We start from the raw sequence: 15,368 nt of genomic DNA on the forward strand, positions 1-15,368 counted from the left end.
GCCCGCTTTTTCTCGGATTCTTCCCTTCGGGCACGCTGATTCGAGCTCATGCCCGCTCAACCGTGACACGAACGTAACGGTTTCTGTAAATAAGTATCTCGAAAATATTTTAGGATAGCTGCGCATATAAAATGCGTCGCGTCAATGCGCCTTCATCTGGCGCTACAGCATATAGGATAGACAGTCGATGAGCATCAATCTGGTCCAGGCAGTCAGGTCCGCGATTACGGACCAAATCGCGGAACAGCTATCGCAGAAATTCGGTATCCCTGCGCAAATCGTTCAGCAGCTGACCGCACGCGCAGTGCCTGGTCTCGTTGCATCTCTCATGGAACGTTCGGCTTTTGCTGATGGCGCGAACGCGCTGTACACGGTCGTCATGTCGCCGGACGCGAACGCTTTTATAGCGGATCAGTTGAGCAACGTGATAACCACGACGAGTGGCCTCAAACACCTCGAAGCAAGCGGACATTTGATGGCCGCGCGCGCGACGGGACAACGCATCGACGCTCTGACAGATGCGGCTTCCATTGAGACCGGCGTGCCGGCACAAGCGACATCGGCCCTCTCGGGCATGCTCTCCGCCGTGTTGTTCGGTGTGCTGAAGCATTACTTCCTGCTCTCGCAGGTTTCGGTGCATGCGTTGCCCGCGCTGTTGCGCGATCAGGTAGCCGAAATCCGCGCAACGCTTTCGAACGGAATCGCGGCCGCCATTGGTCGTGGCAACACGGAAGGTTTTGCCAGCAATATCGCGGGCCGTCTGGATGCCGTCGGTTCGACGCTGGAACCGGCACTTGAGCCCGCTATTGCAACCATTCCGGCAACGGCGGCCATTGCGACGACAGCCCCACCGGCGCCGCGAGCTATTGCGCCTATCGCACCCGCACCCGCACCCGCACCCGCACCCACGCCCACGCCCACGCCTGCGCCTGCTTCCACTCCCGCCCCCGCTTTCGCGGCCGCAACGACCCAAATGCGAGCACCCGTGCGCAAGCCCGCGCCGAAAAAATCGCACAAATGGATTTGGCTCCTGTTTGCCATGCTCGCCGCGATTCTCGCGGCGGTGTACTACCGTGGCTTTACGAACGGCGACAAGTTCGACCTGAGAGCGTCGACCGCTGCATCACCCGTCACGCAGGTCACACCGGCTGCATCTTCGGTCGATACACAAGTCAATGGTTCAGACACGCTGCGCACGGACACGGCATCCGCAACGGCGATAGCTTCCTCGGTCGATGCCGCAAGCGGCATCGCGGCGGCTTCCGTACCCGATGCAGCACCGGCGAAGTCGAAAGACGCCAGCATGCTGTTCCACGTGAGTTCTGCCGGCGTTCCTTCGATCGAGGCAACCGTTGCCACGGACGCCGAGAAGCAACGTCTGATCGATGCACTCGAACAGCACTTTGGCAAGAACTACAGCGCCAACGTTTCCGTCGATGCACAAGCGCGTCCCGCCACGTGGCTTTCGCACGTGACGGATCTCTTGCCGCTAATGGCCGTGCCGGGCGCGGAAGCGAAAATCGCGGGTTCGAAGGTTGAACTGAGCGGCACGGCCGCCGAAGCGAAATTCGGCTGGATGGATCGCTTGAAAACCACCTTCGGCGACATGTTTCAGGTCACCTCGTTCAACGTGGACAGCGCGGTCGCCAATGCCACGCAATCGTTCCGCAGCGCCATGAAGACACTGCTCGCCGCGGAAGATTCCTGTTCCGGCGACAAGCTCTCGAAGGTGCTCGATCTGCAGGTCGTCAACTTCGGACGCTCCAGCGCAACCGTGCCGCAAGACGCGTATGCCACGCTGGATCAGACTGCCGCGTTGCTAAAAGACTGCGCGGCCAAGGGTTCGATGGTCAAACTCGAAGTCGCGGGATACTCGGACGCAACAGGCGTTCCGACAGCCAAACTGGAAATGTCGAGGGAACGCGCTCAAGCCGTGCGCGGCTATTTGATGAAAGCCGGCGTGCCTTCGAATTCCCTCACGTCGAACGGCTACGGCGACGCAAACCCTATCGCCGATAACGCCACCGCAAGCGGTCGTTTCGCCAACCGTCGTATCGAGTTCGTCGTGAAATAAGCTGCGGGTCGGTGACTCGCTGCTCGTTGTCTGCAAGCCGTCGCAAATGCGACGGCTTTTTTATTGCGCTGACGCTTTTCGAGCGCCGCTCAATGCGGCGCCGCGTAGTCGTTCTCGGCCCAGCGTTCGGCGCTTGTCTTGCTCAGCTTGAACGCAGGCGACACGCGCACGTGCGCGAGCTGCGTGCCAAATGCATCGAAGGCCTTCAGGTTGGCGTAGGGGTCGTCATCGTCGGGGACGATTTCCAGCGTGACGGTAACGTCTTCGCCACGTACGTCGATGGAAACGTTCTTGTGCAGCATGGCATGCCGCTGCTGCTCGTGACGGCGCAATACCTCCGACGCCGTCTTGACCAGCGTGCGAAAAGCGTTCGCGTCCAGCGGCTTCGGGTTCTTCTTGTCGCGGCCCATGGTCCACGGGCCGACGAGCGCGGGCTCGGCCTCGCCCGCCTGGATCATCGCGACGGCCCAGCCATCGTCGTCTTCGTTCTTCATGACGCGAGCGGTCCAGCCGTCGTCGCGCCAGAGGCGGTCTTCGTGAATCGGGTCGTCGGTTGCGGGGAAATCGGAATCGGTCATGGCGGCGCCGTGCAGGCAAAGTGATGCAGAACACGGATTTTACCGCGCGAGATGACGTGGCATCCCACGTGCTAAGGAGACTGGCCGAATGGCCAATCCCGGCCAAGTCGCGCGGCGTGTCATATCCAAACGCATTGTCGCGTGCTACTTTGGACGTGCCGGAATGCGTCCGGAGCAATCTCAGCCAACGAGCAGCAATTCAGAAGGAGCTACCGCATGTTTGCATTCATCGGGACTTTGATCGTCGGACTGGTTATCGGGCTCATTGCGCGCGCCGTCAAACCAGGCGATGACAGCATGGGCTGGATCATGACCATCGTGCTGGGGGTCGTCGGTTCGCTGGTGGCGGGCTATGTGGGACGCGCGCTCGGCTGGTATCAGCCCGGGCAGCCCGCCGGATGGATCGCCTCCGTGATCGGCGCAATCATCTTGCTCGTCGTGTGGGGCATGATCCGCAAGCGCAGCGTGTGATTCTTATCGGTTGTCGAAAAACGCCTCGTGCTTTTGGACGAGGCGTTTTTTTATTACCTTAACGCCGTAAGGCCGTATTGCCAGACAGAAGTCGTCACTACTTCGCCGTTTCGCACCACGCAATTGGGCAATGAACCGCCCAACCAATAAGCCAGCTCGGCCGGCCGACCGATTTTCCACGCGACGAAGTCCGCCGCCTTTCCCGCTTCCAGCGATCCATGCGAGCCGTGCAGGCCAAGTGCGCGCGCCGCATGAAGGGTGACGCCAGCGAGCGCTTCTTCCGGCGTCAGACGAAAGAGCGTGCAGCCGAGGTTGAGCATCATCCGCAACGAAAGCGCGGGCGATGTGCCGGGATTCAGATCGCTGGCGAGTGCAACTGGAACGCCGTGGCGTCGCAAGGCATCGACGGGCGGTAGCTGCTTTTCGCGCAGCATGTAGAACGCGCCAGGCAGCAGCACGGCGACGGAGCCCGCGCTTGCCATCGCCGCGGCATCCTCGTCCGTCATGTATTCGAGATGATCGGCGGAAAGCGCCTGATAGCGCGCCGCGAGCGTCGAACCATGCAGCGACGACAACTGTTCGGCGTGCAGCTTCACCGGCACGCCGTGTTTTTGCGCGGCGAGAAACACTCGCTCGACTTGTTGCGGCGAAAACGCGAGATGCTCGCAAAAGGCATCGACGGCATCGACCAGGCCTTCATCGATGAGCTCCGGCAACATTTCATCGCAGACGAATGCGATGTAATCGTCCGCGCGATTCGCATACTCGGGCGGCAATGCGTGAGCTGCGAGACAGGTCGCGCGCACGGTCAAGGGCAGCGTTTCGCCAAGGCGCCGCGCGACTTTCAGCATCTTGCGTTCGTTCGCGAGATCGAGCCCGTAGCCGGATTTGACTTCGAGCACGGTCACGCCGTCGCGCAGCAGGCCGAAGGCGCGCGCGCGGGCACTTTCGAACAGCGCGTCCTCGCTGGCTTCACGCGTCGCGCGTACCGTGCTTGCAATACCGCCGCCGCGCGCCGCGATCTCCGCGTAGCTCGCGCCTTCCAGACGGGCCTCGAATTCGCCGCTGCGGTCGCCGCCGAAGACGAGATGCGTATGGCAATCGATTAGACCCGGCGTAACCCACGCGCCTTCGAGATCGATACGCTCGCAATCGCGCTTCGGCGCGGCGACGCGCGGCCCGATCCATTCGATACGCCCGCCATGCGTCAGGATCGCGGCATCTTCGATGATCGAATACTTGCCGCCCGTCATGGTTGCGATGTGGCAATGCTGCCAGAGCTTGTTCATCGCTTGCCGTTCGCTCCGTCGATCATCGGCAAGTCGAGGCCTTGCTCGCGCGCGCAGTCGACGGCGATGTCGTAGCCCGCATCGGCATGACGCATGACGCCGGTGGCCGGATCGTTATGCAGCACGCGGGCGATACGCGCGTCGGCTTCGACGCTGCCATCGCAGACGATCACGACGCCCGCGTGCTGCGAAAAGCCCATGCCGACGCCGCCGCCGTGATGGATCGATACCCAAGTTGCGCCGCTCGCCGTGTTGAGCAGCGCGTTGAGAAGCGGCCAGTCGGAGACGGCGTCCGAGCCGTCCCGCATCGACTCGGTCTCGCGGTTGGGGCTCGCGACCGAACCGGAATCGAGATGATCGCGGCCGATCACCACCGGCGCGGACAGCTCGCCGTTGCGCACCATCTCGTTGAACGCGAGGCCGAGCTTCGCGCGTTGCCCGAGGCCGACCCAGCAGATGCGCGCCGGCAAGCCCTGGAAGCTGATGCGTTCGCGCGCCATGTCGAGCCAGCGATGCAGATGCGCGTCGTCCGCGATCAGCTCCTTCACCTTCGCGTCGGTCTTGTAGATGTCCTGCGGATCGCCAGAAAGCGCGGCCCAACGGAACGGTCCGACGCCCCGGCAAAACAGCGGCCGGATATAGGCGGGCACGAAGCCCGGGAAATCGAACGCATTCGTGACGCCTTCGTCCTTGGCCATCTGGCGGATGTTGTTGCCGTAATCGAACACCGGCACGCCTTGTTCGCGGAAGGCGAGCATTGCCCGCACGTGTTCGGCCATCGATTGCTTCGCCGCCTTCACCGTGCCCTGCGGATCGCTTTGCGCGCGGTCGCGATACTGCGCCCATGTCCAGCCGTTCGGCAGATAGCCGTTGAGCGGATCGTGCGCGCTCGTCTGATCGGTCACGAGGTCCGGGCGCACGCCACGGCGCACGAGTTCGGGCAGAACATCGGCGGCGTTCCCGCAGAGTGCGACTGACACCGCGCGTCCTTCGGACGTGTATTGCTGCATGCGGGCAAGGGCATCGTCGAGATCGGTGGCTTGTTCATCGACATAACGTGTCTTCAGACGGAAATCGATCCGGCTCTGCTGGCATTCGATATTGAGCGAACACGCGCCCGCGAGCGTCGCGGCGAGCGGCTGCGCGCCACCCATGCCGCCAAGTCCGGCGGTCAGCACCCAGCGTCCCTTGAGATCGCCGCCGTAATGCTGCCGACCGGCTTCGACGAAGGTTTCATACGTGCCCTGCACGATTCCCTGGCTGCCAATGTAGATCCAGCTTCCCGCCGTCATCTGACCGTACATGGCGAGACCCTTGGCGTCGAGTTCGTTGAAATGCTCCCAGTTCGCCCAGTGCGGCACGAGATTCGAATTGGCGATGAGCACGCGCGGCGCGTTCTCATGCGTCTTGAAGACGCCAACCGGCTTGCCCGATTGAATCAGCAGGGTTTCATCCGCTTCGAGCCGCTTGAGCGTTTCGACGATCTTGTCGAAGCTCGGCCAGTCACGCGCCGCGCGGCCAATTCCGCCATAGACCACCAGTTCGCGCGGATTCTCGGCGACTTCCGGGTCGAGATTGTTCATCAGCATGCGCAGCGGTGCCTCGGTCAGCCAGCTTTTGGCATTGAGTCGTGTGCCGCGCGGGGCGCGAATTTCAGTGTCGCGATGACGAGAAGATGAGGTCACGAGGCAGGCTCCTGCGCGTCGGAAGATTGAGCGAACGGACGCGGATTTCTCGCAGGTCCGAATTCGATTTCATGTTCTTGTATATACAACTTTCATTGTATTAGGGATTTCCCGACGCCGATTTGTCGTGTTTGCCAGAGCGTTGTATAGACAATGCAAACCGCCCGTGTCAAGTCTCCAGCGGCTTCAAAAACAATTCATGCTTCGGCGCGAAGTGCGCGTAAAGCGGCAGAATGGCGCCGCCCATCGCGCGTGCATCGGTGCCGATCTGTCCTTCCACCAAACGTGGACGCGTCATGCCTTGCCAGTCGAAATGGCCGAGCGCTTCATCCGTACGCCGGATGATCTCGCGCAACAAGCCGCGATCGATTTCGCCGTCGATCACGACCGCCTCGAGATCCAGTAAAGCCGCCGACGACGCGATGCTCAACGCGATCGCCGGGCACGCGTCGTCGAGCCACGCCTCGGACAGCGGCCGCAGCGAAGCCGACCATGCGCGTTCGTCGTGAGCGGCGGCGGCGGGCGCGCCGGCCGCCGCGAACGCCTTTTCGAGCACATAGACCGACGCGGTGTTGAGCAACTGCGCCGCACCGTCGCGCTTTTGCAGCGGCAGCGAGCCGATTGCGCCCGCGTTGCCGCCCGGCCCCGCGTGCAAGCGGCCGTCGATGACCAGCCCGCCGCCGATGAACGTCCCGATGAACACGTACAGAAAGTTGCGCAACCCGCGCCCCTGCCCCATCACGAGTTCGGCGGCGCAGGCGGCCGTGGTGTCCTTTGCAAACTCGACGGGCAACGCCGTGAGCGCCTGAATGCGCCCGCGGATATCGATCTCGTTCCATGCGGCGAGCACGTCGGGCGGCGTATCGAAGAAATCGCGCCAGCCGCCGAGCCACAACGGCGCCGCCACGCCGATGCCCGCGATCTTGCGCGCGTCGTCGCCGAGCGCGTCGATGGCGCGCGTGAGCCGTGCGGCAAGTTCCGTGAAAAGCGTGGCGGGATCGGGATAGGGATAGTCGAGCGTGTCGCGCGTGCGAATGGCGCCGGTGAAGTCCATCGACAGCACGTCGAGGCTGCGTCGCCCCACTTTCACGCCGATGGAAAACGCGCCGTCCGCTCGCAGCGCAATCGGCACCGATGGCTGCCCGAGGCGCCCCGGCACACGCGTTCGCGCTTCCTTCACGAGCAGGCCGTCGTCGATAAGGTGATCGACGATCATCGACGCCGTTTGCATGGAAAGGCGCGTGAGGCGCGCGATGTCCGCCTTCGGCAGCGCGCCGTGCAGACGAATGGCCTGCAGCACGATGCGCTCGTTGAATTGGCGCATGCCGAGCTGATTCGAGCCGACCGAATGAACAGACGCTTGGCGCGAGGATCGATCAGGCATGCGCGCCCTCTTCGCAGCGCAAACACGCGCCAGGCGAAGCGCGCTCCAGGTCGTTCATAAGCGGCTCCCGCTTCAAGTCCGGCGCGTTGATCGAGTTGAGGCATTCGCGCCGATTCTAGCAAGCTCCTGTAAGGAAACGGCCGCGTGGAAAGTTTCGCGCTGCAATATGTTTCGCGATTTTTATCGGGTTATGGTGACGCCGACGTTCCCTATTCACCGGCCAGGCCACGCAACATGAGCACACTCGAAGCCCTTCACGCGATTGTCAACGACGACAACGCCCCGCAGATCATTCGCGATCACATCGTCGATTCCCTGCAGTTCGCGCTGCGCAATCATCCCGGCTATTTCACGCAAAAGGAGATTCAATGGCTCGCGCAATGGGACGACACGCGCATTCCCATCGCGGCGAACAAGATTTTGAGTGAATCGAAACCCGCCTGAACGGGTTCGAAAATAGAAGTTAATGGGTGCCCGCGGCGCGGGCGCGCCATTCATAGTCGAATGCGAGCGCCTGCGCCGGCGCGGACAGGCACTCGACAAAACTCACCACTTCCGGATCTTTTACGAAACTCGCAGCGGAAGTCGCCGAAAGAATGGCGACGCTGTCTTGCGGTTTCGCGACTAAAAAACCCTGCACATAATCGACGCCGATTTCCTGCAATGCGCGCAGGGTATCGATGTCTTCGACCCATTCCGCCACGCTGCGCATGCCGAGATTGCGCGCAAGCGCGACGATAGCTTCGACAATGGCGATATCCGCCGGATGCGCACACATGGAGCGCACGAATTCGCCGTCGATTTTCAGCGCATCGGCGGAAAGTGCCTTCAAATATTTGAACGAGGAATAACCCGCGCCAAAGTCGTCGAGCGCGATTTTGCCGCCCATGTCATGGACGCGCGCAATAAAGCGCTGCGTGTTCTCCAAATCGTGCAGCGCCACGCTTTCGGTGATTTCGAGGCAAAGGTAATGCACCACTGACTGATGCCGCGCGAACAACGCGAAGATATCCTCCATGAATTGCTCGTCGTTGAGCGAACCGCCCGAAAGGTTCACGCAAATGAATTGCGTGTTCTTCAATTCATGGCGATGCGCCTCGATCCATTCGAGCAACGTGGTAATGACCCAGCGGTCGATTGCAGCAATATTGCCGGACTCTTCCGCCGCGACGATCACCTTGCCCGCAGGCAGCGTCGTGCCGTCCGGCGCGCGCATGCGCAGAAGTACTTCGAAATTAAGCGATTCCGTTGGCGCCGATAACGACATGATCGGCTGCATCACGAGAAAAAGGCCCGGCGGCAGACGATTTCGGCCGAGCGTCTCGACGAGTTTCAATTCTTCCGCGCGCTCCTCGAACGCCGCCGCGCCCTTGCGGTACGTGACGAGGTGAGTATGCGCGACCTTCTTCGCTTCGCGGCACGCGCGATCCGCATGCGACAGCGCGTCCTGCACGCGCACGCCCTGCGAGCATTCGACGAGACCGATCGAAGCTTTCACCTGAAACGCGCGATTTCCGACCTGATAGGGCGCGTCAGAAAGAATGGAAATGAGTTCGCGGCATTGCGCGATGGCGTCTTCAATCGACGTGTCGTGCATGACGCAGACGAACTCGTCGCCACCGATTCGCCCCACTGCGTAATTGCGCGCGAAGTGCGCCCGCGTGCGTGCCGCGACCTGTCGCAAGACTTCGTCGCCACTGCGGTGGCCGAAGAGGTCGTTCACGAGCTTGAAGCGGTCGAGGTCGACATAGGCAAGCGCCCACGGCAACATTTCATCGCTTTGGGCGGAAATAGCTTTCTCGATACCGCGCCGGTTCAGCGAGCCCGTCAGCGGATCATGCTCCGCGAGGAAGCGCAGACGCTCGACGGCGCGCGAACGTTCGGTCGTGTCCTGCAGCGAGCCTTCGATCCAACCGTTCGAGCGGATAGCCTTCAATAGATAGCGCCGCTCGCCCGTGCCGCGCGCGGCGGAACCGCCCATTTCGAGCTCACCGTCACTGCCTTTCGATGCCAGCGCCTGCAGCGCGCCCCACGCGCCGGGCTCGAAGTAATCGTTCCAGTGGCGGACTTTGTATTCCGCTTTCTGCAGGTCGAGCATCGAGCGCAGCGCCGGATTGGCGCGCACGAAGCGGCCGTCGGTATCGAGCGTGAAGAGACCGATTGGCGTGACTTCGTAAGTGTTGCGTAATTCCATCTGCGCCTGACGGCGGAAGTCGCGCTCGGCGCGCATCTGCTCGGCGATGGCAAACGCCGCCATCATGCTCGACGACAGCGCGGCCATTACCGTGTTCACGCCGCCGACCAGCACCTTGAGGCCGAACGCCGCGCCAAGTACTTCGGAGAACGTGGAAAACAGTACGATGGCGAGCGACGCCACGTACCACATGACCGTGCGCGAACGGGCCATCCACACGAGCCGCACGAGGAAGAACAGCAGCACGCAGATACCGAAGCCGGCAATGACCCACAGCGTCGGAATGAACAGCGAATACGGCAACGCCACGGCTGCCCCAAGGAGCACGATGCCGACGTACTGAATGACGCGCAGAAGCCACCGGTAACCGACCACGCGCAATTCGCGGCGGAACAGCTGCTGGAATAGCGCGGCGGTCAGCAAGTAGTACGCGGCGAACGTGATTTGCCTGAGCGGCGTCATGAAGTCGGCTGGCAGCACGCGGCCGAGCCACTGCATGTCCCAGCCCATGGCGTTGGCGCACAAACGCAGATTGCCGACGAGCCACACCGCGAAAATCACGTACGTCCATTCGTGATTGATCAACGCGGTGACGAAAACGAATACCGCGAGCGTGAGCAAACCGCCCGCGATCAGCCCGGAGCTTTCCTGGAAGTCGAGCGCCGAGCTTCGGAGACCTTGCCATTCCCACTCAAACGCGTTGATCTGCGCCGGGCCCGAATAAACGCCGCGGCAAATGACGGACAACGGCGCCTTGATGCGCCCCACCTGCACGAAGAAACCGGCCTTGACCGGATGCATCTCGCCGCTCACGCTTTCGCGATCGGCGGTGCCGAGCGGCTGGAGGTTACTGGCGTTCCAGCATGAAAGCGACTGCGCGTGGCGCGAAGGCAGTTCGATTGCAGTCGACGACTCCGTGCTCATGACGGGCGCCGTGATGGAAAACCAGACGGGTTTTTCGGAGAGATGCGTGTTGTAGCGCGTGGTGGCCGGTGCGGCGCGCAGGGCTTCGCGCGCGGCTTCTGGACCGAGCGAGTCGCCATGATCGGCGAGAACGTGGAGTTCGAGCGGGACCGCGCCCCGCGTTTCGTACTGGCGGGGTAAAAAGAAGAGCGTCGCTAGCGTACCGAGTGCGATCAGAAACGGGACCGCGTAGACGGCGACCGCGTACAACGCGCCGTCGATCCACGAGCCCGAGCGTCTGAATCTCGATAAGGAAGCTGGAATAACCGACGCCATACCTGAATAAGCCCCCCGTTTGCGCCGATCTTGCCGGCGAGAGGCGCGGCGGAGCCGAGCTTGCCCCCGCCACCGCACTCTTTGGCCAACCGGACCACTTCGGGCCCGGCTTTTTTGCTCTTGCTTTCGTTACCGCAGCCCTTCTTCTACCGGCCGTAAGCCATCAGCGGAGCCTCAGGGCATCGTACCGGTTCCCAGTCAAAAGATAAATCTACAGATTGCAAATCGATGTCCGGATGATGCGTATTCACCATGTAGTTGAACAATGGGTGACGCGCCTCTTCCCAACGCTGCCGCGCGACAGCCACTTCCTTGGCCAGCACGCGATGCGGCATGCCGCCCACGTGCGCCATCGGCAGATACTCGTTTACGCCGAACACGTCCTTGAACAGCATGGCTTCGTATTCCCGGTCGAGCGGCGCACGCGCGGTAATCACCATCCAGTCGATCTCATGCAGTTCGCAGAACATCCACAACGCCTTGCACAACGCCACCTTCACGACTCTTCCCACCATGCCGCCCGCCACGCCGAGGCGCGTCGCTTCCGCGAGTCGGCTTTCGGCGAGATGACCCGGCAGCGTGATCGACTGCTCGACCGCGAGCGGCGCATACGCATTGGTCTGAATGCGCATGGTGCCCAACGGCGCGCCATCGAGTTTCGATTCCGCGAGCAAAACCGCGGTGCCGCTATCGCGATCGGAATGCTCGATCGTCATTTTCTCGGCGAATTCGGGCAAATGCCGACCATACGCAGAACGCCTGATGCTTACGGCTTTCTGGAGCCCGTCGTCGTCCTGGACGATACGGATAGTAAACGGCATGCGTTCCGTTTTCTGAAGTGCGGGCACTACCGTGAGTGTCGGACGAAGCGCCGTTTCAGATTGGTTAGCGGCGGCATTCGTGGCAAGGTTCAGACGTTCCATTTTGTAAACCCCATTTTTCTTGGCGATTAGGAAATTGCCGCGTGATATGGGCGTTTTAAGGTTGTGCCCTCACACGGCGAATCGAGCCTCTCACGAAGTCAAATAACGGGGTGCGCGCTTGCCACTGTTTCTCAGCAAAATTCAGGCTAAACAATTAGAACTTTTATTCTAATTGCCGAACTAATCGCCGGGCAACTGCTGCAAAAATAAATATGCATAGCCGGTATTCGAATATGCATGCACAAGAAGAGTGAAAAGAAACGAGGGCCAACAGCCACCAAATGCCGTGAGAGGTATTCAGGAGAATAGCCGTCTGTCAAGCAATACGAAATATCGCGTAATCACGTCAAAAGACTAAAAAAAGGGGACACGGTAACGTTTGCGCTTCACGCAACACTCGAAAACAGAAAACGGCAACAAATGGGATCGTTGGGGAAATGAGCGGACACAAAAACGCGGATGCCTCGACTTTTGGCATCCGCGAATCTCACAACATGTTGAACAAATCAAAGACGGGATAATCAGTCTTCCTCGTCGAGCCAGGGAATGTCGACGTCGGTAATGAAAGCAACCATGGCAAGCGGGCGTCCCTCCTGACGGCCGAGATTGCCGTCGGCACGCTGCCATTCGCAGCGGAAGATGGTGGCCGGCGTGTCGGCAAGCAAGGTGATCGTGCGAATTTCGTCTGGATCGTTCTCCTCGACAGGGCCGTCGAGCGAAACGAGCAACTGCTGCGGCCACGCGCCGTCGGCGGGATCGTAGATCTTGTCGCCGTCGTGAACGACCACGTGCGCTTCGACGCCGATGGTCGCCGACGCCTCCACGATCATCTTGCCGAGTGCGCGCAACACCGCCGTAGCGCGAGCCGAATTGGCCTGACGGATGGCGAGATCGCCGCGCGTGAGCGCCTGCTCGAGTTTTGGATTGGTTTTCTGTTGCGCCATCGATGTCTCTCAAAGGTTTTGGTGCAAGCTTCGACGAGCCTTGCGCCGCTTAAGTTGCAGCGGGATCGTATCACCGCCTCTTCAAAGATAGGTCGCGGCGCGGGCGCGGGCAAACACGACGCCGCCACTCAAGTTTTCGCACGCTCGGCCGATACTGCCTTGTATCCCCATCTCGCCGCGTGCCATTGCCGTGCCGTTCATCGACTCGTATGTGCATTCTCCCCGACGCTGTGTCCGCACGCAGCCGTCAGGCCTCGGCCGGCGTGGTCCGACGTGTTGACGGCGCACACCGGAGTCGTCGACGGCATCACGCTTCGCACGCATCTGCAGCCGATCTACAGCCTCCCGCATCAGCGCGAAGTCGGTTACGAGGCGCTGTTGCGCGGCGATGCGGGCGATGGCGCGCTGATCGGCCCGTTCGATCTGTTTGGCCGCGCGATCGTCTCGGGCGAGCTCACCGCGCTCGACCGCATGAGTCATCTGGCGCACCTCCGTCATGCCGCGCCGGTGCTGCCGAGCGCGCATTGGCTGTTCGTCAACATGAACCCTGCGACTTTCACGGACCCTGGCTATGCGAAACAGTTCGCCGCGCTCACGCACGCGGCCGGGCTCGCGCCGGAGCGGATCGTGATCGAAGTGCTCGAATCGGGCGGTTCGGATGTCGCGGAGATCGCGCGCGCGACGCGCTCGTTTCGCGCGCAGGGCTTTCTCGTCGCCGTCGACGACTTCGGCGCCGGGCATTCCAATATCGATCGTCTGCTCACGATGCGGCCGGATATCGTCAAGCTCGACCGCAGCCTGGTGCGCGCGCAGAGCGGCAAGCGACGCACGCCGATGCGCGATGCGCTGATGCCGAAGCTCGTCGATCTGCTGCATGAATCCGGTATGTTCGTGGTGGCCGAGGGAATCGAAACCAGCGACGACCTGATGCTCGCGGCGCGCTCCAACGTGGACTTCGTGCAGGGTTATCTGTTCGGTCAACCGGCCGCGCAACTCGCCGAACGCGGCGCGGCCACGCCGCTATTCGAAAACGTATTCGATTCGCTCGCGCAGACGCGCCGCACCGAGCGCCTCGCGAGCGACTTGCTGCTGATGCCGTATCGCTCGAATCTGGCGCAGGCCGCGACGCGCCTTGCGGGCGGCGCATCCGCCGAGCATGCTTGCGCCGCGTTGCTCGCGCTGCCTTGTACGATCAGTTGCTTCTTTCTCGACCACGCGGGTCGCGAATGCCTGCCGACGCTCGCCGGCGCGTGTGAGCGGCGCTCGGCCGACCGCTTCGCGCCCATCGCGGACGCCTCGACCGGCCGCTGGGACACGCGCCCCTACTTCGTCGATGCCCACACGCGGCCGCAGCAGGTCATCACGAGCGCGCCGTATCTGTCGGTAACGGGGACGTCGCTGTGCGTCACGCTCACCATTGCGACGCAGCGCAACGGACGGCTGATCGTCGCGGGCGCGGATCTCGACTGGCGACGCCTGACCGAAGCGGCGCCGTCGATCCTGTAAGCGTCAGCTTGCCGCGATGGCTTGAGCCAGGGCCACCGCGCCTTTGCGCAATGCCGTCACGTTGTTGGGCTCGAAGGTCCAGTGCCCGGCGACATCCACGATGGCGAGTTGCGCGCCCGGCCAAAGCGCGGCAAGGTCGAACGCCTGATCCGCGGGACACACCATGTCGAAACGTCCGTGGACGATACTGCACGGCAGATGCGCAATGCGCGCGACGCGCGGCAGCAGCGGTTCGGGCGGCAGTTCGTGTGCCATGTAGTGACGTTCGAGCAGCGCCATGGAAACGGCGGCGGAGTTGGCCTCGGCGCTCGGGCGCTTGTCGTCCTGCTTCGGGTCGCTCGAGTCCTTCGCTTCGCTCGATGCTTGCGCTTCACCCGATACTTTCGCCTCGTCCGCTTCCTTCGCCTCCTTCGGCGGCTTGTTGACCACCGACAAGGTGGTCTCATACAGCGTCCACGCGCGCGCGAGCCGCGTGCCGGCTTCATCGAAACGCGCGAGCGGCGCTTCTGTCAGTTGCAGGATTTCCTCGCCGCTCGTCGGACGCTTCCCGCTCGCGGCTTCGATGGCATCCAGAAACGCGCGATGCGCCTCCGGAAACACGCGCCGCACGTCCCACAGGAACCAGTCGATGTCCGCGCGCCGCGCGAGAAACACGCCGCGCAGCAAGAAGCCCGTGCAGCGTTCGGGATGCGTGACGCCGTAAGCAAGCCCGAGCGTCGTGCCCCACGAGCCGCCGAACAGCGCCCAGCGCTCGATGTTCAACGCGACTCGCAGCTTCTCCATGTCGCCGACGAGCGCATCGATGCCGTTCGCCTCCAGCTTGCCGAAAGGCTTCGACTTGCCGCAGCCACGCTGGTCGAAGAACACGACGCGCCACTTGTCCGCTTCGAGCACCTCGGCCCATTTGAGATTCATGGCACCGCCGGGGCCGCCGTGCACGACGAGCATGACGGGCGCCTCGCGCGGCCCTTGCGCGCGCCAGTAGATGGAATGGCCGTCGCCCACGTCGAGCATGCCTTCGTCGAAACTCACCGGCTCCTGATCCATGTGTTCCCTTGCGATGTTGAGATAAGCGGTCGAT

General features: G+C 62.2%; 12 protein-coding genes. 4 read left to right on the plus strand and 8 right to left on the minus strand.

What is annotated here, in order from left to right:
- Positions 1–187: 187 nt before the first annotated feature.
- Positions 188–2,074, plus strand: a complete 1,887-nt coding sequence (locus NCT03_RS19830) for an OmpA family protein (RefSeq protein WP_250493579.1) — start codon at positions 188–190, stop codon at positions 2,072–2,074.
- 89 nt (positions 2,075–2,163) lie between these two features.
- Here NCT03_RS19830 and NCT03_RS19835 read toward each other — a convergent pair whose 3' ends face one another.
- The gene (locus NCT03_RS19835; RefSeq protein ID WP_244829355.1) at positions 2,164–2,652 is read right to left on the minus strand and encodes a hypothetical protein; all 489 of its coding nucleotides are present in this window, start codon (positions 2,650–2,652) and stop codon (positions 2,164–2,166) included.
- Positions 2,653–2,868: 216 nt separating this feature from the next.
- On the opposite strand from NCT03_RS19835, the gene NCT03_RS19840 reads away from it, so the two are divergent.
- A complete protein-coding gene (locus tag NCT03_RS19840; RefSeq protein ID WP_244829354.1) occupies positions 2,869–3,123 on the plus strand; it encodes a GlsB/YeaQ/YmgE family stress response membrane protein in 255 nt (84 codons plus the stop codon).
- A gap of 53 nt (positions 3,124–3,176) precedes the next feature.
- Here the strand turns inward: NCT03_RS19840 and hutI are convergent, their stop codons facing one another.
- From hutI to NCT03_RS19855, 3 genes are all read right to left on the minus strand, one after another.
- A complete protein-coding gene (gene hutI / locus NCT03_RS19845) occupies positions 3,177–4,412 on the minus strand; it encodes an imidazolonepropionase (protein WP_250493580.1) in 1,236 nt (411 codons plus the stop codon).
- A complete protein-coding gene (gene hutU, locus NCT03_RS19850; protein ID WP_250493581.1) occupies positions 4,409–6,097 on the minus strand; it encodes a urocanate hydratase in 1,689 nt (562 codons plus the stop codon). Before hutU ends, hutI begins: the two co-directional genes overlap by 4 nt.
- A 169-nt stretch (positions 6,098–6,266) precedes the next feature.
- Positions 6,267–7,481 (minus strand): ROK family transcriptional regulator, encoded by a 1,215-nt coding sequence (locus tag NCT03_RS19855; RefSeq protein WP_250493582.1) that lies wholly within the window; start codon positions 7,479–7,481, stop codon positions 6,267–6,269.
- A 234-nt stretch (positions 7,482–7,715) separates the two neighbouring features.
- Here NCT03_RS19855 and NCT03_RS19860 point away from each other — a divergent pair, with 234 nt between their 5' ends.
- Positions 7,716–7,925 carry a hypothetical protein gene (locus NCT03_RS19860; RefSeq protein WP_244829350.1) on the plus strand — a complete coding sequence of 70 codons (210 nt, stop codon included), beginning with the start codon at positions 7,716–7,718 and terminating at the stop codon, positions 7,923–7,925.
- Positions 7,926–7,944: 19 nt separating this feature from the next.
- Here NCT03_RS19860 and NCT03_RS19865 read toward each other — a convergent pair whose 3' ends face one another.
- From NCT03_RS19865 to NCT03_RS19875, 3 genes are all read right to left on the minus strand, one after another.
- On the minus strand, positions 7,945–10,914 hold the full coding sequence (locus tag NCT03_RS19865) for an EAL domain-containing protein (RefSeq protein WP_502800391.1): 2,970 nt from the start codon (positions 10,912–10,914) through the stop codon (positions 7,945–7,947).
- 146 nt (positions 10,915–11,060) lie between these two features.
- Positions 11,061–11,735 (minus strand): hypothetical protein, encoded by a 675-nt coding sequence (locus NCT03_RS19870; protein ID WP_250493584.1) that lies wholly within the window; start codon positions 11,733–11,735, stop codon positions 11,061–11,063.
- A 623-nt stretch (positions 11,736–12,358) separates the two neighbouring features.
- A complete protein-coding gene (locus tag NCT03_RS19875; protein ID WP_250493585.1) occupies positions 12,359–12,781 on the minus strand; it encodes a hypothetical protein in 423 nt (140 codons plus the stop codon).
- A 273-nt stretch (positions 12,782–13,054) separates the two neighbouring features.
- Here NCT03_RS19875 and NCT03_RS19880 point away from each other — a divergent pair, with 273 nt between their 5' ends.
- Positions 13,055–14,287, plus strand: coding sequence for a sensor domain-containing phosphodiesterase (locus NCT03_RS19880; protein ID WP_244829346.1), 1,233 nt, complete (start codon positions 13,055–13,057; stop codon positions 14,285–14,287).
- A 3-nt stretch (positions 14,288–14,290) separates the two neighbouring features.
- Here the strand turns inward: NCT03_RS19880 and NCT03_RS19885 are convergent, their stop codons facing one another.
- Positions 14,291–15,334, minus strand: a complete 1,044-nt coding sequence (locus NCT03_RS19885) for an alpha/beta fold hydrolase (protein WP_250493586.1) — start codon at positions 15,332–15,334, stop codon at positions 14,291–14,293.
- Between the last annotated feature and the right edge of the window lie 34 nt (positions 15,335–15,368).

The sequence above is a fragment of the Caballeronia sp. GAWG1-1 genome (genome assembly GCF_023631465.1).
Lineage (GTDB): Bacteria > Pseudomonadota > Gammaproteobacteria > Burkholderiales > Burkholderiaceae > Caballeronia.